This window comes from Nitrospiraceae bacterium, from assembly GCA_019637075.1.
Lineage (GTDB): Bacteria > Nitrospirota > Nitrospiria > Nitrospirales > Nitrospiraceae > JAHBWI01.
Window position 1 is genome coordinate 114,413 of sequence record JAHBWI010000008.1, and the last position, 20,667, is coordinate 135,079.

The following is a 20,667-nucleotide window of genomic DNA, read 5'->3' on the forward strand; positions in this document are numbered from 1 at the left end:
CAGACCGATGCCGCATGTCCGTCCGCGGCCGGTCCCCTAGAAAAAGCGCTTCCGCTGGTTCGCTGAGGGAATGTTGTCCTCCGCGCGATATTTCGCCACGGTCCTTCGCGCGATCATCACCTGCTGGGTTCTGAGACGCGCGGCGATCTCTTCATCCTTCAGCGGCTTTCGCGCGTCTTCATCCGCCACCATCTTACGAATCATCTCCCGCACCGTCAGGGACGACAGCATATCGGATGGCTGGTCAGCCCGCTGAAGGCCGGCATTGAAGAAGAACTTGAGTTCAAGCATTCCTTGCGGACAGTACATGTACTTGTTGGCCGTCACCCGGCTGATCGTAGATTCATGCATCCCGATATCCTCGGCCACTTGTTTCAGCACCAGGGGTTTCAGGTATTGGATCCCCTTCTCGAAGAAGGCCTCCTGGAATTTCACGATGCTCGAGACGACTTTGACGATCGTCTTGTTCCGTTGCTCGATGCTGCGGATGACCCACTGGGCGGCGCGTAATTTCTCGTCGAGATAGGCCTTGGTTTCCGCCGAACCGGAGCGGCCGGAAGACATGAGCTGCTTGTAGTAAGGGCTGATCCGCATGCGGGGCAGGCCATCGTCGTTCAGCAGAACTTCCCATTCGCCTTCGTTCTTGACGACGAACACATCCGGCACGATCACGTAATTTTGTGTATTGGAAAAAGGCCGCCCCGGCTTGGGTTCCAGCGCCTCGATCACCTTCGTGGCCCGGAACACGTCCTCCATCGAGATATTGAGCGCCTTGGAGATCCTGGCGTACTGCTTCTTTTCCAGATCTTTGAGGTGGTGGAGCACGATCGCTTCGAGAATAGACCCCTTGAGCTCACCGGGTCGGGCGCCCAACGCACCTATGGGCCGGCGGCCGAGGAACCCCAGTTGGAGCAGGAGACACTCCGGAAGATCGCGGGCGGCGACGCCGGTGGGATCAAAGCCCTGCACGTCTTTTAGAACCGATTCGGCCTCAGCGACGCTATAGGGCGTATCGGAAACCAGCTCATCCAAGGTCATGCGAAGGTATCCGTCGTCGTCCAAGTTGCCGATGATCAGGCGTCCGATCTCCTTTTCGCGCGGAGACAGTCCCGACAGCGACAATTGCCACGCGAGGTGGTCCTCCAGAGACGCCGATTTTGCGACGGTCTGCTCGTACGAGGGAAATTCGTCCTGCGAGGATGCCCCATATTCGGCCTCCCCACGTCGAAGGTCAGTGTCGAAATAGTCTTCCCAGCTTGAGGCGGAAAACTCCTCTGCGTTTTCTCCGCCCTCGACCGGCTTGTCTTCCCGCTCGACCTCCTCTGCACGCGTACTGGTGGAAGAGGGCAATTCCGGTTGTTCCCGCTCAGCGGTCGCAGTCTCTTCGGCTTCCTCCGTTTCGGCAACGAGTTCGTCGAGCAGCGGATTCTCCATGAGATGCTGCTGCAGGCTCTGCTGAAGCTCTAGGCGAGACAGCTGCAACAGCTTGATCGCCTGCTGCAACTGCGGCGTCATAATGAGTTTTTGGCTGAGCTTCAGATCGAGTCGCAGTTTCATTGCACGTATACTCCGTCCCGGCTGTTACAGGCGGAAGCCTTCCCCAAGGTAGACGGCCCTGGCCATTTCGCTCTTTTCGATCACCGCAGGAGAGCCGGCCTCGAGTATCGTTCCCTCGTTGATGATATAGGCACGATCGGTGATCGACAGGGTTTCCCGTACGTTGTGGTCGGTGATCAGTACGCCGATGTGCCGTTGCTTCAGGCGGATGATGATCTGCTGAATATCCGCGACGGCGATGGGATCGATACCGGCGAACGGTTCGTCAAGCAGCATGAAAGACGGGCTCGTCGCCAGCGCGCGTGTGATCTCCAGCCGGCGCCGCTCGCCGCCTGAGAGGGCGTAGGCCTTGCTCTTCCGGATATGAACGAGATCCAATTCTTTCAGCAAATTCTCCACTCGCTCTGCCCGCTCACTTCCGGAATAGCCCAGCATCTCCAGAATCGCAAGAATATTGTGTTCCACCGACAAACGACGAAAGACCGACGACTCCTGCGGCAAATACCCGATGCCGCGGCGGGCCCGCTTGTACATGGGCAGATCGGTAATATCGTCGGTATTCAGGGCAATCCGTCCGGCATCAGGCTGGCAGAGTCCCACCATCATATCGAAGATCGTCGTCTTGCCCGCGCCGTTCGGTCCCAGCAGGCCGACGACCTCTCCCGCCCGCACATCGATCGACACACCCTTGACGACCTTGCGGCTACGAAAGCTCTTCTCGAGGCCCGTGGCAGCGAGTCGATCCTGCTGGACCGGCGCGGCGGTCGGCCGCGGCGATTCCGCTCGCATCTCGGAGGAGGTCCCGATCACCGCTTTCCGCTCCCTTCACCCTCAATTGTGACTTGCGAATCACCCTCGACCAGGCTGCGGTCCTCATCCAGGAACATCGTAATCCGCTTGCCGGATACTCGGGTTCCCTTTTGCCAGGCCACGGGCTGGCCGGTCAAGACGATCTTTCGCTCGACTTCATAGTAAATAGCTTTTTGACACGTCGCCCGACCGTCCTCTTTTTGTATCTCCACTCGACCGGTGGCCTCAATCATGCTGATCGTCCGGTCCGATACGGCAGGCATGGCCTCTGAGCCTCCAGCTTGCTCCTTTTTCGTCGCCTTCCCGCCCGTGGCCGCATTCTTTGGAGCAACAGCGGGCTTCGGATCGACGCCGTTGCTGGAGGGATGAAACGACACCACCATGTGGTCGGAGTGGACTGTCAGGGGCCCGCGAGTCAACACCACCTCGCCCTCGAATATCGCCTTGTTCTCGTGATTGCTCACAGTCATCGTTTTGGAGGTGATGGTCGTGGGAGCCTCCTCCGCGCTGCGCCCCTTCGGCACGCTGGCTTGAGCCGATGAGGGAGCAGGGGCGCTGAACCCGATCGCGGCATTAAGAAGCAGGAACAACATCCACACGAACATCGTGCAATACCTGAAACTCTTCCGTATCCAATTTGCCAAGCAATCCACGACCCGTCACCTGTAGTCCATGGCCGTTGATCGTGACATCTTCGGCGGTTTGGATTTCGTGGCGCGCGTCGGTCCACACCAAATGGTTGGTAAGGATGGTGTACCCGCTCTGCGTTTCCACCACGATGGGTTTCGTCCGATTGGAGAGATTGAAGTTTTTGGTTTGGGTATCGAGGGAGCCCTCTTCGCCGGACAGCGTGAGTTCTTTCCCCTGCGCACCGTAGAGTGTAATTTGCACATTATTCAGCAGGGCACGATTTTCGTGTTCGAACAAACGGGCCTGTTCGGCCTGCACCTTCCACTGAACAGTCTCGCCCTTGGTCTGGGTAAACGTGAAATCCTGTATGCGTGCGTCCGCCGGCTCCTTCCCGACTGCGGCGACCGATCGAGAAGATGACCCCGAGTCGGACCGGGTGATGAGGAGATATCCCAACGATGCGGCTAACATCACGCTGAGAGCGAGTAAGCCACGCCGTATCCAACGTTCCCACATGGTGAAAAGCCCTTGATTCCCAGAGCTTCCCCGCTACGATGCTGCTGGCATGATCGTAGCATTCTGGTTGATTCAAGTAAACCGGGCTCCGTACTCTTGTCGCCCGAGGTATGAAGGAAAAACGAGGAAGAATGAAATGCGGGAAACGAGGCTGCGGCGACGGTTCTGCCGCCGCAGCCATGCTGTTCGTTAGGCCTCCGCGGAGGGAGCGTCCTTATCCGGATTGCCGCTTTTTGCTGCCGGCGCTGCGGGCTCGGAGGGTTTCGCCACCGCACGTTCCGCCCTTGCAACCAGCTCAATGGCGACCATCTCGGCTGCGTCACCAACGCGCCGACGCGTCTTGATGATCCGCGTATAGCCGCCCTGGCGATCGCGGAAGCGCGGCGCCACATCTGTGAACAATTTTGAGACGACCGCCTTGCTGCGCAAGAAGCTGAGCGCCCGACGACGGGCAGGGAGACTCCCTTCTTTGCCGAGGGTGATCATCTCGTCGGTAAAGCCTCTGATCTCCTTGGCCTTGGCCTCGGTGGTCTCGATCCGCTCCTGATCAATGAGCGAGGTCACGAGGTTCCGAAACAGCGCCCATCGATGTTTGGTTTGACGTCCGAGCTGTCTGCCCTTCTTTTTGTGCCGCACGGTAGTCCTGTTCCTTTCTTACTCTGTCCGCACTCCACCGTCACCGGACGGTAGGGCGTCCACCCTCATCCCGAGGCTCAAGCCCATTTCGGTCAGAATTTCCTTGATCTCGTTCAGCGACTTCTTGCCGAAATTCTTGGTCTTCAGCATTTCGGCTTCGGTTTTTTGCACCAAGTCGGCAATCGTCTTGATGTTGGCGTTTTTCAAGCAGTTGGCGGCGCGAACCGACAACTCAAGCTCGTTGACGCTGCGGTACAGATTCTTGTTAACCTCGAAAGAGGATTCCTCTGCGCCAGCCGCAGGCTTGGCATCGGAGCGCTCCTCGGGATTGATAAAGATATCGAGGTGATCCCGGAGAATACTGGCCGCATTCGACAAGGCATCCCGCGGGGAGATGGTCCCATCCGTCCAGATTTCCAAGGTAAGCTTGTCGTAGTCCGTCATCCGACCGACACGCGCGTTCTCCACATGGAAGTTGACTCGCTTGATTGGGGAGAAGATGGAGTCCACCGCAATGACCCCAATCGGCAGCCCCTCTTCCTTGTTTCGTTCAGCCGGCACATAGCCTCGACCATGCTTGACGGTCATTTCCATGTCCAGCGTGGCATCCTTATCCAGCGTGGCAATATGCAAGTCCGGCGTGAGAATCGACAAATCGCCGTCGTGAATGATATCGGACCCTTTAGCTTCCCCTGGCCCCTTCTTCTTCAGGCGAATGGTCTTTGGCTTGTCGCCCTGCAGCGCCAGACGAAGACTCTTGATGTTCAGAATGATCGAGGTCACATCCTCCGTGACGCCGGGAATTGTGGAGAACTCATGCAACACCCCTTCGATCTTCACGGTCGTAACCGCAGCGCCCGTCAATGAAGACAAGAGCACGCGGCGGAGAGAGTTTCCGACCGTGGTCCCGAATCCTCGCTCGAACGCCTCTGTGGTGAATCGACCAAATGTCGGGGAAAGAGTGTCCTTGTCGACTTCCACCCGCATGGGGATCTGAAAGTCTTTCATCGCTTTAATCATGACTCCCCCTTCAGTAACTCGTGTGAGCCCATCGATCGCTCAACCTGCGAACGGCCGCACCGCCCGTGGCCGAGCGGGTCGTCTACCGAGAGTACAACTCGACGACCATCTGCTCATTAACCGGCAATGCAATATGTTCCTTGGCGGGCAAGGACCGGATCGTCCCTTTGTACGCCGTCTTGTCTAATTCCAACCATTCGGGAATGCCACGACCATCGACCGCCGCAAGCGCGCCTTGGATCGGCTGGAGTTCGCGGCTGTTTTCCCGTACTTCGATGGCATCGCCGACCTTCACGAGTGCGCCGGGAGCCGTGATCTTCCGGCCATTGATCATCATGTGTCCGTGATTAATGAGTTGGCGAGCCTCTTTGCGCGACGCGCCGAATCCCAAGCGGTAGACCACGTTGTCCAAACGGCACTCCAACAGACGAAGCAGGGCATCGCCGGTCACACCGGTTTGACGTTCCGCGCGTTCAAAAATACCGCGGAACTGGCCTTCCTGCAGGCCGTAGATCCTCTTCAGCTTCTGTTTCTCACGCAACTGCAGACTATAGTCCGAGATCCGCGGACGAGCTTGACCGTGCTGACCCGGCGGATAACTCCGGCGCTCGATGGCGCATTTCTCGGTCATGCATCGAGAGCCTTTCAAAAACAACTTCTCGCCTTCTCTCCGACATAACCGGCAGACAGGCCCGCAATATTTAGCCACGCTACTCCTCCATTACCTCAAACAATCGAGATCCAACTCGACCCGCGGCCTCGCGCCGCACGGGATCGAGGGCAATATTACACCCGTCTCCGCTTAGGAGGACGGCATCCATTGTGCGGAATCGGCGTGACGTCCCGAATCAGATTGATTCTCAGTCCAGCGCTTTGGAGCGAACGGATGGCTGATTCTCGCCCGGCACCAGGACCGTTGACGTACACGTCTACCTGACGCATTCCATTTTCCATCGCTTTACGCGCCGCCGCTTCACCGGCCCGCTGGGCGGCGAAGGGAGTGCTTTTCCGCGACCCCTTGAAGCCCTGGTTGCCTGCACTGGCCCACACGACCGTGTTGCCGCTCATATCAGTGATCGTCACGATGGTATTGTTGAACGACGCCTGCACGTGGGCGACGCCGCTCTGTACGATCTTGCGCTCTTTTTTCTTACCCTTCTTCACACTCATAGGATCTCCTCAGCGCCTGGCGCCTGCTCGGTCTGGTGCTTCTGGTCAGCCTGCCGAACCGGCCGGCCTCTTAGGTTTGCTGCCGACACCCGCGCGACGCCCCTTTCGGGTCCGTGCATTGGTCTTGGTGCGCTGTCCGCGCACAGGCAGACTCTTCCGATGCCGGAGGCCTCGGAACGTGCCGGTATCCACCAGCCGCTTGATGTTCATGGATACTTCTTTACGAAGATCGCCTTCGACCTGATAATCTTGGTCGATCACCTCACGAAGCTTGACGATCTTGTCTTCGCTCAGATCTTTCACGCGCGTGGCCCCATCGATGCCGGCCTTTTTCAGAATCGCCAGCGCCGACGCGCGGCCGATCCCATAGACATACGTCAGCCCGATGTCGATGCGCTTTTCCCTGGGCAAATCTACTCCGGCAATGCGTGCCATACTTCCTCTCCTCGTCAGACGTCGCTCGTCTCTCGCCGGAGGAACCGGTTTGTCCCTCTCGCACGTTCGACGGATCTTACATTATCCCTGCCGCTGCTTGTGCCGAGGGTTCGCGCACAGGACCCGTACCACACCTCGGCGGCGGACGACCTTACATTTTGCACAAATAGGCTTAACCGACGACTTCACTTTCATGACAGACTCGTTTCTTCGCTACTTGAAGCGATAGGTAATGCGTCCCCTGGTCAAATCGTACGGGGACAGTTCCACCGTGACTTTGTCGCCCGGCAAGATACGAATAAAATGCATCCGCATTTTGCCGGAAATGTGGGCTAAAATCTTGTGCCCGTTCTCAAGTTCTACTCGAAACATGGCATTTGGAAGCGTCTCTGACACCGTACCGGTTACTTCTATGACGTCTTCTTTCGGCACCGATCGGTTCGCCTCCTATATCAGTGGGACGTACTAGACAAAATCCGGGCCGGCCCAGACGGCTGAATAGCGATGGTATGCTCGAAATGGGCCGACCACCGACCGTCCTGTGTCACCGCCGTCCAGCGATCGTCTAAAATCCGAATTCCGCTGGCCCCCATATTTACCATTGGTTCGATCGCCAGTACCATCCCAACTTGTAAGCGAGGTCCCTGACCGGGACGCCCGTAATTGGGGACCTGGGGTTCTTCGTGCAACTGCCTACCGATTCCGTGCCCCACGAACTCCGTGACGACTGAGAAGCCTGCCGCCTCGACGTGCGTTTGAATCGCGTGGGAAATATCGGAAAGCCGATTGCCGACAACCGCCTTCGCAATCCCACGGTGGAGCGATTCTTCCGTCACCTGAATCAGCCGTAGCGATTCCGAAGAAGCCGTTCCCACAGGAACTGTCACTGCCGAATCACCGTAAAAGCCCGATACGATGGCGCCAAGATCCAATCCGATAATGTCGCCTTCCTTCAATCGCCGCTTGGAGGGGATCCCGTGGACTACCTGTTCATTGACTGATGCACAGAGAGTCTTAGGATAGCTCCGATATCCCTTGAACGCCGGGATGGCGCCTCGCCCCTTAATACCCTCTTCGGCCATCCGGTCCAGATCGTCGGTGGTAATGCCCGGCGCGACCTGCTCCTTCAGTACATTCAGGACTTCCGCCACCACTTTCGACGCCTTGGCGATGAGTTCCACTTCCTCCGGCGTCTTCATCACGATCATGTGCGGGTCCCAAGCCCAGACACGAGATGGCTCAATCGCGAATAAACTTGGTCCATTCCCCCAGACCCGTCGAGATCGGTCAAGAGGCTTTTCTTCTGGTAGTAGGAAATCAGCGGGGCCGTCTGCTCATCATAAACCTTAAGCCGCGCCTCAATCGTTTCAGCTTTGTCGTCGCTCCGCTGGATCAATTCCCCGCTGCAACGATCACAAATCCCTGCCTTCTTCGGAGGGGAAAAGTCTACATGGAACACCGCCTGGCACTTCGGGCAGCTTCGCCGGCCGCTGAGGCGCTTGATGACATCTTCGCGCGACACGCGAAAGTTGACGACGCGATCGAGACTGACGCGATTCTCCAGAAGGATTTTCGCCAACTCCTCGGCCTGCGGCACAGTCCTCGGGAACCCATCAAGGATGAACCCTTTGGCACAACTGGGCTCAACCAATTTCGCCTTGACCATTCCAATCACGACGGCATCGGGAACCAACTTGCCTTGGTCCATGAATTTCTTGGCCTCGAGACCAAGCGGCGTCTGGTTCCGGACTGACTCACGCAAGAGATCGCCGGTGGAAATCTTCGGTGGACCGAACTGGGCGGTCACCCGGTCAGCCTGTGTGCCCTTCCCAACCCCTGGAGCCCCTAAAAATACGAGTCGCATGCTCCGCCTACGACGTCCTGCCACGGAGACGGCCCTTGGCAAGGAAACCGTCATAATTCCGATTAAGCAAATGAGATTCAATCTGCTGAGCCGTGTCCAACCCCACACCGATCACGATCAACAAGGAGGTGCCGCCGAAATAAAACGGCACATTGAGTTTGTAGATCAGAAACTCAGGGATGACGCAGACTATAGCCAGATAGATCGCTCCGGCAAAGGTGATTTTCGTCAGTACCGAGTAGATATAGTCAGACGTCCGTTGTCCCGGCCGGATACCCGGGACGAATCCGCCGTACTTTTTCAGATTATCCGCCATATCAACGGGATTCATGACCACCGCCGTATAGAAGAAACAGAAAAAGACGATCAAGCCGACGTACATAAGCGTATACAACAAGGAGCCCGGGGCGAGCTGCGCCCCGATAGCTTTGATCCACGGCGTCTCAAAAAACCCAGCGATTGTCGCCGGAAACGCGATAATCGATGACGCGAAAATCGGAGGAATGACTCCAGCCGTATTGATCTTCAGCGGAATGTGGGTGCTTTGGCCACCATACACTCGACGACCGATGACTCGTTTGGCATACTGGACCGGCACCTTCCGTCGTCCGCTTTCAAGAAAGACGATCGCCGCAACGACTCCAACCATCACCACGGTCAGCACGATTAGCAAGGGGAAGCTCAGCTGCCCCAGCTTGTAAAGGTCGAACGTTTGCGCAACCGCCGCCGGGAGTCGTGCCACGATGCCGGCAAAGATGATCAGCGAGATGCCGTTGCCGATCCCACGCTCAGTGATTTGTTCACCCAGCCACATCAGGAACCCCGTTCCCGCGCAGAGGGTGATCACCGTCATGAACCGGAAGCCCCAGCCAGGACTCAGCACGAAAGCGCCCTGATTCATTTGCTCCAGACCGATAGCAATCCCGAATCCCTGAATCAGCGCAATGACGATGGTACCGAAACGGGTGTACTGAATGATCTTCTTCCGACCGCGTTCCCCTTCCTTGGCCAACTTGGAAAGGTGGGGGATAACAACCGTGAGCAACTGCAGAATGATCGAGGCGCTGATGTAAGGCATGATACCCAGCGCAAAGATCGTGAGCCTCGACAGCGACCCACCGGAAAAAATGTCCAGGAAGCCAAGCAGCGCACCACCCTGCTTGGTCAGGAATTCAGATAATGCTTCTCCGTTGATCCCCGGGGTTGGAATGTGCGCGCCGATTCGATAAACGACGAGCATCCCAAGCGTGAACAGCACGCGGGTGCGCAATTCGGGAATCTTGAAGATGTTCTGAAAACTGGTCAGGAGTCGCTCAAACACCGCGAATGACCTCGGCCCTCCCGCCGGCAGCCTGAATCTTGGTCTCCGCGGACTTGCTGAACTTGTGGGCCTGGACCACGAGCGGTCTGGAGACCTCTCCCTGTCCGAGGATTTTCACGAGTTGCCCTTTGCGTCGCACGAGGCCTTGACTGATCAGGAGCTCAGGCGTAATCGCTTCCGTGGTCTGCAGTTCTGCAAGACTCTTCAAATTCACGATCGCATATTCCGTACGGAAGGGGTTTTGGAAACCAAACTTTGGGATACGGCGAATCAACGGCATCTGGCCGCCTTCGAAGCCCGGCCGTTTGGCACCGCCGGACCTGGCTTTTAAGCCCTTATGTCCTTTAGTGGCAGTCTTGCCATGACCCGATCCCGGCCCGCGCCCGATGCGTTTTCTCTTGTGCTTTGCTCCCTTAGCGGGTGCTAATTCATGTAATTTCATTGCGGACTCACTTCCAGCAAGTAACCCACTTTGTCGATCATACCCTTGACCTGGTCGGTGGCGGGCCGAACAACCGTTGCGTTCAGCTTTCGCAGCCCCAGCCCACGAAGGACTAGACGATGCCGGTACGGCGTACCGATCGGACTTCGCTTCAACGTAATGCGCAGCCCCGCCTGGGGGGTTCCCTTTTTTGTGGTGCTCATTAGATCGTCACCTGTACTTGGGCACCCACGCTCCGGCGCAGATGCATAACCTCTTGCGGATCTCGCAATTGCTGCAAGCCTTGAATCGTGGCCCGCACGGTATTGAATGGATTGCCGCGTCCGAGCGTCTTGGCGATAATATTATGGGCGCCGACTAACTCCACAACCGCGCGCACTGCGCCGCCAGCGATGATCCCAGTCCCATCGGCCGCCGGCTTGAGCAGCACGTGCTCGCCACCGAACAAGCCGTGAACTTCATGCGGAATCGTGCCCCCCTTGAGGGGTACCCGAACCAGATGCTTCTTGGCTTGTTCGACCGCCTTGGAGATGGCTACGGGTACTTCGGCTGCTTTCCCCTTGCCGACTCCGACATAGCCGTGACCGTCGCCCACGACGACCAGCGCGCAAAAATTGAAGCGCTTACCGCCCTTGACGACCTTGGCCACACGATTGATGAAGACCACCTTGTCTTTTAAACTCAGTTCTTCAGGATTGACTCGCACAACGTAACTCTCCTTTAAATCGTGGCGTTCGGCTCGGCACGGAGCTTCAGCCCCGCGGCCTCACAGCGGCCCATCTAAAACTGTAGCCCACCTTCCCGCGAAGCGTCGGCCAATGCCTTGATTCTACCGTGGTAGATACGCCCACCCCGGTCGAACACAACCGACGAAACTTGCGCCGCCTTGGCCCGCTCGGCCAAAAGCTTTCCGACAGCCTTAGCCGCCTCAATACTGCCTGTGGATTTTAGGGTTGTCCGTAACCCCTTGTCCAACGTCGACGCGGCTGCGAGCGTATGCCCTCGCAAATCGTCGATAATCTGAGCGTAGATATGCGAGCGGCTCCGGAAGACATTCAGCCGCGGGCGGTCGGTAGTGCCGACGACGGTCTTACGAACGCGCTGACGGCGCCGTTCAAGTTGACGTGTTTTTTCTAGAGTATTCATGGCGCGATCTTACTTTCCTGTCTTTCCTTCTTTCTTTCTCAAGACTTCGCCGGCATAGCGGATGCCCTTCTGCTTGTAGACGTCAGGCGGTTTAATACCACGAATGTTGGCGGCAACTTGTCCGACCAGCCGCTTATCCGGCCCCTTAATGGAGATGAGCGTCTGCTTATCGAGCTTCACTTCGATGCCAGCGGGGATCGTATAGTTCACCGGGTTGATGTACCCGACGTTGAAGCTCATCGTTTTCCCCTGCATTTGCGCCTTGTAACCGACGCCAGTAATTTCCAGGGACTTTTCGTAGCCTTTGGTGACACCTTGAATCATATTGCTCAACTCGGCCCGCACCAAACCGTGGAGGGCTCGGAGCTGACGGTCGTCATTCTTCCGGCTGACCACCATTTGTCCGTCGTTGACGGCAACAGTCACACCGGGTACGAGCCTCCAATCCAGTTTCCCCACCGGACCCTTGATGGATACCACCTGACCGGCAATCTTCACATCGACGCCGCTTGGTACGGCGATTGGCTTTTTTCCTATCCGAGACATGCGAACCCCGTTACGTAGCTGCTATGAGTAAGTAAACGTTCACCCCGTTCGGCGTTTACCACACCGAACAAAGCACTTCGCCTCCAAGACCGGCCCGGCGAGACTCTCCGTCGGTCATCAATCCCTGGGAAGTAGAGATGATGGCAAGTCCGATACCGCTACGGACTTTCGGCACACCTTCGCGGCCAATGTAAACCCGACGTCCCGGCTTGCTGACTCGGCGCATTCCCGTGATCATGGGCCGATCCTGCTCAATGTATCTCAACTGCACGGTCAAGATAGGATGCCCCTCTTCCTGTCCTTCCTGAAATCCCTGAATAAAACCTTCCTTACCAAGGATGCCAAGAATCTGGCGCTTCAGCTTGGAGGCAGGCACCTTCACGGTCTCGTGACGGCGGCGCGCACCATTTCCCAGTCTCACCAACAAATCAGCAATCGGATCGGTCACCATAGCTTCCTCGTTTTCCTCAATGTCACGCTGTTCAGGGCCAGAACTACCAGCTTGCCTTTCTCACCCCGGGAACTTCGCCCCGCAGGCTGAGGAAACGGAAGCAAATACGGCACATCCGGAACCGGCGAAGATAGCCCCGCACACGGCCGCAGATGCCACAACGGTGATAGTCTCGCGTGCTGAATTTCGACTTGGCGGCGCATTTGTTCTTAAGCGCTAAACGGGCCACTGGATCCCCCTTGCAATAGGCAGGGCGCAAAGCCCCCTGCGACTCTTATGTCCGGAATGGCATGCCCAAATGTTTGAGCAACGCCTTTCCCTCGTCATTCGTTTGAGCAGTGGTGACGAACGTGATGTCCATCCCATGAATCGATGCGATTCCATCGTATTCGATTTCAGGGAAAATCAGCTGCTCCTTGAGGCCCAGGGTATAATTCCCACGACCATCGAAGGCCTTCGGCGAGATGCCCCGAAAATCTCGGATTCGTGGCAACGCGAGCGTAACCAGACGGTCCAGAAACTCCCACATTCTTCGGCTTCGCAGCGTAACCTTGGCGCCGATCGGCATCCCCTGCCGCAACTTGAATCCGGCAATGGCCTTCTTCGCGCGGGTGATGACGGGCTTTTGCCCGGTGATCATGCCCAACTCCGTCGCGGCGCTCTCCAGAAGCTTCACGTTCTGAATAGCCTCGCCCATCCCGACGTTGAGTACGATTCGATTGAGCCGCGGCACTTGCATCGGATTCTGATATCCGAATTCCTTCATCAAGGCCGGAACCACACGATCGCGATAGGCATCACGCATCCGGGGAATGAAGCTGGACTCGTTGCCGGAATCCTGAGCGATCTCAGGAGCGGCCGTTTCTTTTTTTGTTGAGCGCGGGCCAGCTGCCTTGCCGCCCTTGCCTTTCTCTACTTTAGCCATGAACGTTCTTCCTGCTCCAAACTATTCGACCAGTTCTTTAGACTTCTTGCTCAGTCTTGCACGACGCCCATCGTCCTGACGCTTCACACCGAGTCGCGTCGGCTTGTGGGTGACGGGACAGAGGAACATCACGTTCGAGATCTCCAGTGGGGACTCCCTCTCGATGATGCCACCTTGCTTGAGCTGTTGGTTCGGCTTGGTGTGGCGCTTGATCATGTTCAGCTTTTCCACGACAACCTTGCCCTTCACACGATCGACCGAGAGCACCTTGCCCGACTTCCCGCGCTCCCGTCCGGTAACCACGATAACCGTGTCACCTTTCCGAATTTTTGTCTTGATGAGTGCCATTCCTGCCAGAACCTTTCTTGCCTAAAACTACAGAACTTCTGGCGCGAGGGAGATGATCTTCATGAACTTCTTCCAGCGAAGCTCACGAGCGACAGGACCGAAAATACGCGTCCCCACCGGCTCGCCCTGCGCATTGATCAGCACGCACGCGTTGCGGTCGAACTTGATGTACGACCCGTCATCCCGTCTGACCTCTTTCGTGGTCCGGACGATCACAGCACGGCTGACGTCCCCTTTTTTCACGGTGGCCTGAGGAATGGCCTCCTTGACGGTCACCACCACGATGTCGCCAAGCGAGCCGTACCGCCGCCGCGAGCCGCCAAGCACGTGAAAGCACATGACCTGCTTGGCGCCGGAATTATCGGCCACGTCCATGTATGTGTAATTCTGAATCATGCCCTGTCCTACTTACGACGCCGGAACGAGACGATCCGTCCAGCTGTTGGAGTTAGTCCCGCCTCTATCGTTCCGGTTGGCCCTTGACCATCACACGGACGACCCGCCAGTGCTTGTCCTTGCTGATCGGACGGGTTTCAATCAGTTGAACACGATCCCCGACCTTGCAAACATTGCCTTCATCGTGGGCCTTCAATTTTGTGACCCGACGAAGCACCTTCTTGTAGACCGGATGGATCACCGAACGTTCCACGGCGACGACGACGGTCTTGTTCATCTTGTTGCTGACGACGTTTCCGTACCACTCACGCCGATGCTGTTGACCTTCGTTCATATGCCTCTTCTCTCTTACTTGGTCCCGGCGGCTTGCTTCAGTTCCATCTGCCGTCGAACGGTTTTGATCCGCGCAATGTCGCGCTTGGTATTCCGGATCTGCATCGGGTTCTCCAACCGTCCGGTGCCGAGTTGAAACCGGAAATTGAAGAGTTCTTGCCTTAACTGCTTTTCCTTGTCCGCCAATTCTTGAACCGTAAGATTGGCCAGATCTTTCACATCCATGACACCACCACTCATTGCAGGCTACAGGTTACTAAAACTGGCCGCGGGCCACAAACTTCGTCGCAATGGGTAATTTGTAGGACGCCAACCGCAGCGCCTCTTTCGCGACATCCGGAGTGACGCCGCCCATCTCGTAGAGGATCCGACCGGGCTTGACCACCGCCACCCAGTATTCAGGATTCCCCTTCCCCTTACCCATTCGAGTTTCAGCCGGCTTCTTCGTGATTGGCTTATCGGGGAATATCCGCGTCCAAACTTGACCGCCGCGCTTGACGAACCGAGTGATGGCAATACGCGCGGCCTCGATCTGCCGGCTGGTCACCCACCCCGGCTCAAGTGCTTTCAAGCCGAACTCGCCCAGCGTGATGGCTCCGCCACGATAGGCCTTGCCCCGCATGCGGCCTTTTTGCATTTTGCGAAACTTGACTTTCTTTGGCGCTAACACAGACTCACCTTTTCCTTATGGAAGGAGGACTTTAACCTAACCGCCCCAGTCCGGCTTCCGGTTTCAACTGGAGAGCCGGCAGCAACTCTCCCTTGTAGATCCAAGTCTTGACCCCAATCTGTCCCATCGTCGTGTGAGCTTCGGCGAAGCCGTAATCCACTTCCGCACGCAACGTGTGAAGAGGCACACGACCCTCTCGATACCATTCGGTACGAGCAATTTCAGCGCCGCCCAGCCGACCGGCCACCATGATCTTGATGCCCTGGGCACCCAGACGGAGCGCCGACTGCACGCTGCGCTTCATGGCTCGACGGAAGGCGACCCGCTTCTCCAATTGCGTTGCAACGTTCTCACTGACAAGCTGCGCGTCCAACTCAGGCTTCTTGATTTCCTTGACGGTGATATACACCTGCCCCGAGTATTCCTTCTCCAGTGCGGCCTTGAGCTTATCAACCTCGGCCCCCTTGCGACCGATGATGATGCCAGGACGCGCGGTATGAATGATGACGCGGGTCTGGTCACCGGACCGCTCGATCTCCACCTTGGCAACTCCGGCGTGATAGAGCTTGGCCTTCACCATCTTTCGGATCTTGATATCCTGGTGAAGCAGCCTGGCATATTCCTTATCCGCATACCAGCGCGAGCTCCAAGTGTAGTTGTAGCCGATACGGTACCCGATTGGATGTGTCTTCTGGCCCATTGGACGATTAACCTCAGTCTTGAAGTGATGAAACTACTTTTCTTCTCCAGCGGCAGGGGCAGCAACCACGATGGTGATATGGCTGGTCCGCTTATGAATCGAATTGGCTCTCCCCATGGACCGCGCACGGAACCGTTTGTAAATCGGCCCGCAGTTGACCACGGCCTTGGAGATCCACATTTCCTCGCTGTCGCCCAACTCTTTTTGTTCCGCATTGGCCACGGCAGATCGAAGAAGCTTCTCGACCACCTTTGCTGCATGCCGAGGGGTATGCCTCAACATAGCCAACGCCTTGGGCACCTGCTGACCACGAATCATGTCCACCACGACGCGCGCCTTTCGCGGCGCCACCCGGACGAATCGTAAATGTGCTGTCGCTTCTGCCATACTTCACTCCACCCGCTTCCCGCCGTCACTCCGCATGACCGGCAGTTACTTTAGTGCCACTGCCTTTTCTGTTTTCGCCTGACCATGCCCCTTGAAGAAGCGAGTCGGTGCGAATTCACCGAGCTTGTGGCCGACCATGTTTTCCGTGACAAACACCGGAATGAATTTCTTCCCGTTGTGCACCGCAAAAGTATGCCCGATCATATCCGGCACTACTGTCGAACGCCGCGACCAGGTCTTGATAATTTTCCGGTCCTTGGTCTGGTTCATCTGCTCAACCTTCTTCTGCAGATGATCGTCGACAAATGGACCCTTAGTTACTGAACGGGGCATAGCGCTCTCCTACTTCCGTCTGGCGATGATGAATTTATCGGTCGCCTTGTTCTTGCGAGTTTTGTAGCCTTTGGTCGGCAAACCCCAGGGCGACACAGGATGAGGATTGCCCTGGCCTGACTTACCTTCACCACCGCCATGCGGGTGGTCGACCGGATTCATGACGACGCCTCGCACGTGCGGCCGCTTCCCCTTCCAGCGAGTGCGACCGGCTTTGCCAACCATCACGTTCTCATGGTCGACATTACCGACTTGCCCGACCGTGGCCATGCAGGTATCCAGAACCTTGCGCATCTCGCCCGACTTGAGTCGGATCTGGACATAGCCTCCGTCGCGACCCATGACCTGAGCGAATCCGCCCGCGCTACGGATCAATTGACCGCCCTTGCCGGGCTTCAATTCGATATTGTGGATCGTAGTACCAAGCGGCATGTTAGCCAGCGGCAGAGCGTTGCCTGGCCGCACTTCGGCCTCTGGGCCAGACTGAACCTGATCCTTGACGCTCAAACCAACCGGAGCAAGGATGTACCGCTTTTCGCCGTCTCGATAGTGCAACAGGGCAATTCGGGACGAACGGTTCGGATCGTATTCCAGAGCGACGACAGTCGCCGGGATACCGGTCTTGTCGCGACGGAAATCGATCTGACGATAGAGCCGCTTATGCCCCCCTCCGCGAAAACGAATGGTCTGCCGACCGTCGTTATTCCGGCCGCCGGTGCGGAGATGAAACTCTGTCAAGGACTTCTCCGGCCGCTTCTTGGTCAGCTGTTCATCCTTGAGGGTCGACATTTGACGCCGACCCGGTGACGTTGCTTTGTAAACTTTCAGTGCCATGAAGTTCTCGCTCTGCTTGGAGTTCGGTACTCAGCGCTAGACGCTTTCGTACAATTCCAGCTTTTCGCCTTCCTTAAGAGTGACAAACGCCTTCTTCCAGTCAGACCGCTTCCCGACGAATCGCCCAAGGCGCTTGACCTTGCCCCGCGCATTCAACACGTTCACCCGCGCAACCTTAACCTTGAGCAGCGATTCGACTGCTTGCTTGATCTGAATCTTGTTGGCATCCGGATGGACCATGAACCCAACGGTGTTGGACTGCTCGCGCAATCCAGTAAGTTTCTCAGTCAATAGGGGCTGTAACAGCACCTTATGGAGGTCCCCTTTCATGACCAGGCCTCCTTTACCCGCGCCAGCTCGCGCTCAGGAATCACGATCGACTTACAGCGCACGACATCATAGACATTCAAATCTTCCGGTCTTACTACCGTGACAGCCGGAAGATTCTTCGCAGCCTGGACGATTTCAGCACGCCCTTCGCCCATGACAAGCAACACGGTGCCGCTCACGCCCAATTGAGTCAATGCCTTGGCCAGGAATTTGGTCTTTGCCTGATCCAAGGGAATGTCCGACACGACGGTCACGCTTCCCTCGGCAACTCTGGCAGACAATGCGCTCTGTAGCGCGGCGCGATACTTTTTGCGCGGCATGCCGTAGGCATAATTTCTAGGTTTCGGTCCGAATACGCTACCACCATGTCGCCATACGGGAGACCGTAACGAACCGGCCCGCGCACGGCCCGTATGCTTCTGCTTCCAGGGCTTCTTTCCGGAGCCGCTCACCTCACCACGACGCAAGGTCGACGCGGTCCCCTGACGAACACAGGCCTGCTGCATGACAACAGCCTCATGAACCAGCGCTGCGTGCGGCTTGCATCCAAAAACTTCGACGGGCAAATCTACCGTGCCCACCTTTTGCTTTTTCAAATCAACGACATTAATGGTCGGCATGATCACGCCTTCTTCGACTTCCGCACGACCAGCAGGCCATTTTCACCACCAGGCACTGCTCCGCGCACGAACAACAGATTTTCCTCGGGGCGGGAATCGATCACCTTGAGCCGCTGAACGGTCACGCGCTCCGCCCCCATATGACCAGGCAGGGTCTTGTTCTTCCACACTCGAGAGGGAAACGAGCTGGCACCGATGGAACCTGGCGCCCGGTGAAACATAGAACCGTGCGACTCCGGACCGCCGGAATAGTTATGTCGACGCACTACACCCTGAAACCCTTTCCCCTTGGAGACGCCCACGACATCGACCCAATCACCTTTCTTGAACATTTCAACGGTGATCGCTTGCCCCACCGCGACATCCCCGAGTTTCTTGAATTCCCGGAGCCAACGGCTCGCTGGAGCCTGATTCTTCTTGAGGTGACCAAGCTCAGCCTTGGAGAGTTTCCGCTCCTTGATCTCCCCAAATGACAGCTGAACAGCCTCATACCCATCGCGCTCCTTCGTCTTGATCGACACGACGCGACAGGGACCAGCCTCGATGACCGTAACCGGCTCAAGCACGCTCTCGTCATACACCTGGGTCATCCCCAGTTTTTTACCAAGCAATCCGTTTGTCATTCGCTCACCGAAAGACTGAGAAAAGGCGAAGGTCGACCCAGGACGCTCACCTTAGCCCAGACCTTCCTCATAATTTGATTTCCACATCCACACCGGCCGCCAGATTCAGCTTCATCAGCGAATCCATGGTTTCCGGTGTTGGCTCCATAATGTCCAACAATCGCTTATGGGTCCGAATCTCGAATTGCTCGCGGGACTTCTTGTCCACGTGAGTCGATCGCTGGACGGTAAACCGCTCGATCTTCGTCGGAAGAGGAATCGGCCCAACCACTTTCGCCCCGCTTCGACGAACGGTCTCCACAATTTCGGCGACTGACTGATCGAGCACGCGGTAATCAAAACCGCGCAGCCTGATACGAATTCGTTGATCGACTTTCACGCGAAACTCCTCACCTGCCGGCCAACGGCCGGGATGCCTCTATGCCAAAATTTCGGTTACGACGCCGGAGCCGACGGTTTTGCCGCCCTCGCGGACCGCGAAGCGCAGCCCCTGGTCCATGGCGATCGGGCTGATCAATTCCGCCGTCACGCTCACATTGTCTCCCGGCATCACCATCTCGACGCCCGGATTCAGCTGCACCACCCCCGTCACGTCCGTCGTCCGGAAGTAGAACTGCGGCCGATACCCGTTGAAGAACGGCGTGTGCCGTCCCCCTTCTTCCTTCGTCAGCACGTAAATCTCCGCCTTGAACTTCGTGTGCGGCGTGATGCTCTTCGGCTTCGACAGCACCATCCCCCGCTCCACATCTTCCTTCTTCGTCCCACGCAGCAACACCCCGATGTTGTCGCCCGCCTGCCCCTCATCGAGCACCTTGCGGAACATTTCCACGCCCGTGACCACTGTGGTCTGCGTCGGCCGCAATCCCACGATTTCGATTTCGTCCCCCACCTTCACGATGCCCCGCTCGCACCGCCCCGTCACCACCGTCCCCCGGCCGCTGATCGTAAACACGTCTTCGATCGGCATCAGGAACGGCTTATCGATCGGCCGCTGCGGCGTCGGAATGTAGGTATCCACCGCCTCGAGCAACTTCAGGATCGACGGCACCCCCAATGGGCCCTGATCCCCTTCCATCGCCTTCAAGGCACTGCCCTGGATGATCGGCGTCTTGTCACCCGGGAACCCGTACTTCGACAGCAATTCCCGCACTTCCAGTTCCACCAACTCCAACAATTCCTTGTCGTCGACCTTGTCCGCCTTGTTCAAGAACACCACGATGTAGGGCACGCCCACCTGGCGCGCCAACAGAATGTGCTCCCGCGTCTGCGGCATCGGCCCATCGGCCGCGCTCACCACCAGAATGGCCCCATCCATCTGCGCGGCCCCGGTGATCATGTTCTTCACATAATCGGCGTGGCCCGGGCAGTCGACGTGCGCGTAGTGCCGGTTGTCCGTCTCGTACTCCACGTGGCTGATGGCGATCGTCATGATCTTCGTCGCATCGCGGCGCCCCTGGCTCTCGCTCGCCTTCGCCACTTCGTCGTAGCTCACGAACTTCGCCATGCCCCGATCCGCACAAATCTTTGTCAACGCCGCCGTCAACGTCGTCTTCCCATGGTCCACGTGCCCGATCGTCCCGATATTCACGTGGGGCTTTCGCCGCTCAAATTTCGCCTTCGCCAT

General features: G+C 57.2%; 36 protein-coding genes. All 36 read right to left on the bottom strand.

What is annotated here, in order from left to right; all coding sequences use genetic code 11:
• Positions 1-36: 36 nt before the first annotated feature.
• The 36 genes from rpoN to tuf all read right to left on the bottom strand — a co-directional run bounded on the left by rpoN (position 37) and on the right by tuf (position 20,667).
• A complete protein-coding gene (rpoN, locus tag KF814_17610) occupies positions 37-1,557 on the bottom strand; it encodes an RNA polymerase factor sigma-54 (GenBank protein ID MBX3237965.1) in 1,521 nt (506 codons plus the stop codon).
• Positions 1,558-1,581: 24 nt separating this feature from the next.
• Positions 1,582-2,346 carry an LPS export ABC transporter ATP-binding protein gene (gene lptB, locus KF814_17615; protein ID MBX3237966.1) on the bottom strand — a complete coding sequence of 255 codons (765 nt, stop codon included), beginning with the start codon at positions 2,344-2,346 and terminating at the stop codon, positions 1,582-1,584.
• 17 nt (positions 2,347-2,363) lie between these two features.
• On the bottom strand, positions 2,364-2,966 hold the full coding sequence (locus KF814_17620) for a hypothetical protein (protein MBX3237967.1): 603 nt from the start codon (positions 2,964-2,966) through the stop codon (positions 2,364-2,366).
• Entirely contained in the window at positions 2,941-3,513 is a 573-nt protein-coding gene (lptC, locus tag KF814_17625; protein ID MBX3237968.1) for an LPS export ABC transporter periplasmic protein LptC, read from the bottom strand. Before lptC ends, KF814_17620 begins: the two co-directional genes overlap by 26 nt.
• Positions 3,514-3,702: 189 nt before the next feature.
• Positions 3,703-4,149 (bottom strand): 50S ribosomal protein L17, encoded by a 447-nt coding sequence (gene rplQ / locus KF814_17630; protein ID MBX3237969.1) that lies wholly within the window; start codon positions 4,147-4,149, stop codon positions 3,703-3,705.
• Between the two features lie 18 nt (positions 4,150-4,167).
• Positions 4,168-5,157: a DNA-directed RNA polymerase subunit alpha gene (locus KF814_17635; protein MBX3237970.1), complete on the bottom strand. Its 990-nt coding sequence runs from the start codon at positions 5,155-5,157 to the stop codon at positions 4,168-4,170.
• Positions 5,158-5,251: 94 nt separating this feature from the next.
• Positions 5,252-5,878 (bottom strand): 30S ribosomal protein S4, encoded by a 627-nt coding sequence (gene rpsD / locus KF814_17640; protein MBX3237971.1) that lies wholly within the window; start codon positions 5,876-5,878, stop codon positions 5,252-5,254.
• A gap of 77 nt (positions 5,879-5,955) precedes the next feature.
• On the bottom strand, positions 5,956-6,339 hold the full coding sequence (rpsK, locus tag KF814_17645; GenBank protein ID MBX3237972.1) for a 30S ribosomal protein S11: 384 nt from the start codon (positions 6,337-6,339) through the stop codon (positions 5,956-5,958).
• A 45-nt stretch (positions 6,340-6,384) separates the two neighbouring features.
• Positions 6,385-6,774: a 30S ribosomal protein S13 gene (gene rpsM, locus KF814_17650; protein MBX3237973.1), complete on the bottom strand. Its 390-nt coding sequence runs from the start codon at positions 6,772-6,774 to the stop codon at positions 6,385-6,387.
• Positions 6,775-6,855: 81 nt separating this feature from the next.
• Positions 6,856-6,969, bottom strand: coding sequence for a 50S ribosomal protein L36 (rpmJ, locus tag KF814_17655; protein MBX3237974.1), 114 nt, complete (start codon positions 6,967-6,969; stop codon positions 6,856-6,858).
• Between the two features lie 18 nt (positions 6,970-6,987).
• Positions 6,988-7,206, bottom strand: coding sequence for a translation initiation factor IF-1 (gene infA, locus KF814_17660; protein ID MBX3237975.1), 219 nt, complete (start codon positions 7,204-7,206; stop codon positions 6,988-6,990).
• 20 nt (positions 7,207-7,226) lie between these two features.
• Entirely contained in the window at positions 7,227-7,982 is a 756-nt protein-coding gene (map, locus tag KF814_17665) for a type I methionyl aminopeptidase (protein MBX3237976.1), read from the bottom strand.
• The gene (locus KF814_17670) at positions 7,979-8,638 is read right to left on the bottom strand and encodes an adenylate kinase (GenBank protein MBX3237977.1); all 660 of its coding nucleotides are present in this window, start codon (positions 8,636-8,638) and stop codon (positions 7,979-7,981) included. Before KF814_17670 ends, map begins: the two co-directional genes overlap by 4 nt.
• A gap of 7 nt (positions 8,639-8,645) precedes the next feature.
• Positions 8,646-9,959 (bottom strand): preprotein translocase subunit SecY, encoded by a 1,314-nt coding sequence (gene secY, locus KF814_17675; GenBank protein ID MBX3237978.1) that lies wholly within the window; start codon positions 9,957-9,959, stop codon positions 8,646-8,648.
• A complete protein-coding gene (rplO, locus tag KF814_17680) occupies positions 9,952-10,401 on the bottom strand; it encodes a 50S ribosomal protein L15 (protein ID MBX3237979.1) in 450 nt (149 codons plus the stop codon). Before rplO ends, secY begins: the two co-directional genes overlap by 8 nt.
• A complete protein-coding gene (gene rpmD / locus KF814_17685) occupies positions 10,398-10,604 on the bottom strand; it encodes a 50S ribosomal protein L30 (protein ID MBX3237980.1) in 207 nt (68 codons plus the stop codon). Before rpmD ends, rplO begins: the two co-directional genes overlap by 4 nt.
• The gene (rpsE, locus tag KF814_17690) at positions 10,604-11,107 is read right to left on the bottom strand and encodes a 30S ribosomal protein S5 (GenBank protein ID MBX3237981.1); all 504 of its coding nucleotides are present in this window, start codon (positions 11,105-11,107) and stop codon (positions 10,604-10,606) included. Before rpsE ends, rpmD begins: the two co-directional genes overlap by 1 nt.
• 74 nt (positions 11,108-11,181) lie before the next feature.
• On the bottom strand, positions 11,182-11,547 hold the full coding sequence (rplR, locus tag KF814_17695) for a 50S ribosomal protein L18 (GenBank protein ID MBX3237982.1): 366 nt from the start codon (positions 11,545-11,547) through the stop codon (positions 11,182-11,184).
• Between the two features lie 9 nt (positions 11,548-11,556).
• The gene (rplF, locus tag KF814_17700) at positions 11,557-12,093 is read right to left on the bottom strand and encodes a 50S ribosomal protein L6 (protein ID MBX3237983.1); all 537 of its coding nucleotides are present in this window, start codon (positions 12,091-12,093) and stop codon (positions 11,557-11,559) included.
• Positions 12,094-12,148: 55 nt separating this feature from the next.
• Entirely contained in the window at positions 12,149-12,544 is a 396-nt protein-coding gene (gene rpsH, locus KF814_17705; GenBank protein ID MBX3237984.1) for a 30S ribosomal protein S8, read from the bottom strand.
• A 43-nt stretch (positions 12,545-12,587) separates the two neighbouring features.
• Positions 12,588-12,773 carry a type Z 30S ribosomal protein S14 gene (locus KF814_17710; GenBank protein MBX3237985.1) on the bottom strand — a complete coding sequence of 62 codons (186 nt, stop codon included), beginning with the start codon at positions 12,771-12,773 and terminating at the stop codon, positions 12,588-12,590.
• A 45-nt stretch (positions 12,774-12,818) separates the two neighbouring features.
• Positions 12,819-13,358, bottom strand: coding sequence for a 50S ribosomal protein L5 (gene rplE, locus KF814_17715; protein MBX3237986.1), 540 nt, complete (start codon positions 13,356-13,358; stop codon positions 12,819-12,821).
• A 132-nt stretch (positions 13,359-13,490) separates the two neighbouring features.
• A complete protein-coding gene (gene rplX / locus KF814_17720; protein MBX3237987.1) occupies positions 13,491-13,817 on the bottom strand; it encodes a 50S ribosomal protein L24 in 327 nt (108 codons plus the stop codon).
• A 27-nt stretch (positions 13,818-13,844) separates the two neighbouring features.
• Positions 13,845-14,213, bottom strand: coding sequence for a 50S ribosomal protein L14 (gene rplN, locus KF814_17725; protein ID MBX3237988.1), 369 nt, complete (start codon positions 14,211-14,213; stop codon positions 13,845-13,847).
• A 64-nt stretch (positions 14,214-14,277) separates the two neighbouring features.
• The gene (gene rpsQ / locus KF814_17730) at positions 14,278-14,547 is read right to left on the bottom strand and encodes a 30S ribosomal protein S17 (GenBank protein MBX3237989.1); all 270 of its coding nucleotides are present in this window, start codon (positions 14,545-14,547) and stop codon (positions 14,278-14,280) included.
• A 14-nt stretch (positions 14,548-14,561) separates the two neighbouring features.
• Positions 14,562-14,771, bottom strand: coding sequence for a 50S ribosomal protein L29 (gene rpmC, locus KF814_17735; protein MBX3237990.1), 210 nt, complete (start codon positions 14,769-14,771; stop codon positions 14,562-14,564).
• A 31-nt stretch (positions 14,772-14,802) separates the two neighbouring features.
• Complete coding sequence (gene rplP, locus KF814_17740; protein MBX3237991.1) at positions 14,803-15,216, bottom strand: 50S ribosomal protein L16; 414 nt, start codon at positions 15,214-15,216, stop codon at positions 14,803-14,805.
• 31 nt (positions 15,217-15,247) lie between these two features.
• Entirely contained in the window at positions 15,248-15,916 is a 669-nt protein-coding gene (gene rpsC, locus KF814_17745; protein ID MBX3237992.1) for a 30S ribosomal protein S3, read from the bottom strand.
• A gap of 33 nt (positions 15,917-15,949) precedes the next feature.
• Positions 15,950-16,303 (bottom strand): 50S ribosomal protein L22, encoded by a 354-nt coding sequence (rplV, locus tag KF814_17750; GenBank protein ID MBX3237993.1) that lies wholly within the window; start codon positions 16,301-16,303, stop codon positions 15,950-15,952.
• Positions 16,304-16,348: 45 nt separating this feature from the next.
• Positions 16,349-16,636 carry a 30S ribosomal protein S19 gene (rpsS, locus tag KF814_17755; protein ID MBX3237994.1) on the bottom strand — a complete coding sequence of 96 codons (288 nt, stop codon included), beginning with the start codon at positions 16,634-16,636 and terminating at the stop codon, positions 16,349-16,351.
• A gap of 9 nt (positions 16,637-16,645) precedes the next feature.
• Positions 16,646-17,470, bottom strand: a complete 825-nt coding sequence (rplB, locus tag KF814_17760; GenBank protein MBX3237995.1) for a 50S ribosomal protein L2 — start codon at positions 17,468-17,470, stop codon at positions 16,646-16,648.
• A gap of 36 nt (positions 17,471-17,506) precedes the next feature.
• Complete coding sequence (locus KF814_17765) at positions 17,507-17,800, bottom strand: 50S ribosomal protein L23 (protein MBX3237996.1); 294 nt, start codon at positions 17,798-17,800, stop codon at positions 17,507-17,509.
• On the bottom strand, positions 17,797-18,420 hold the full coding sequence (gene rplD / locus KF814_17770) for a 50S ribosomal protein L4 (GenBank protein ID MBX3237997.1): 624 nt from the start codon (positions 18,418-18,420) through the stop codon (positions 17,797-17,799). The genes KF814_17765 and rplD overlap by 4 nt, the downstream gene beginning before the upstream one ends.
• A gap of 2 nt (positions 18,421-18,422) precedes the next feature.
• Positions 18,423-19,043, bottom strand: coding sequence for a 50S ribosomal protein L3 (rplC, locus tag KF814_17775; protein MBX3237998.1), 621 nt, complete (start codon positions 19,041-19,043; stop codon positions 18,423-18,425).
• 67 nt (positions 19,044-19,110) lie between these two features.
• Positions 19,111-19,422, bottom strand: a complete 312-nt coding sequence (gene rpsJ, locus KF814_17780; GenBank protein MBX3237999.1) for a 30S ribosomal protein S10 — start codon at positions 19,420-19,422, stop codon at positions 19,111-19,113.
• 39 nt (positions 19,423-19,461) lie between these two features.
• Positions 19,462-20,667: an elongation factor Tu gene (tuf, locus tag KF814_17785; GenBank protein ID MBX3238000.1), complete on the bottom strand. Its 1,206-nt coding sequence runs from the start codon at positions 20,665-20,667 to the stop codon at positions 19,462-19,464.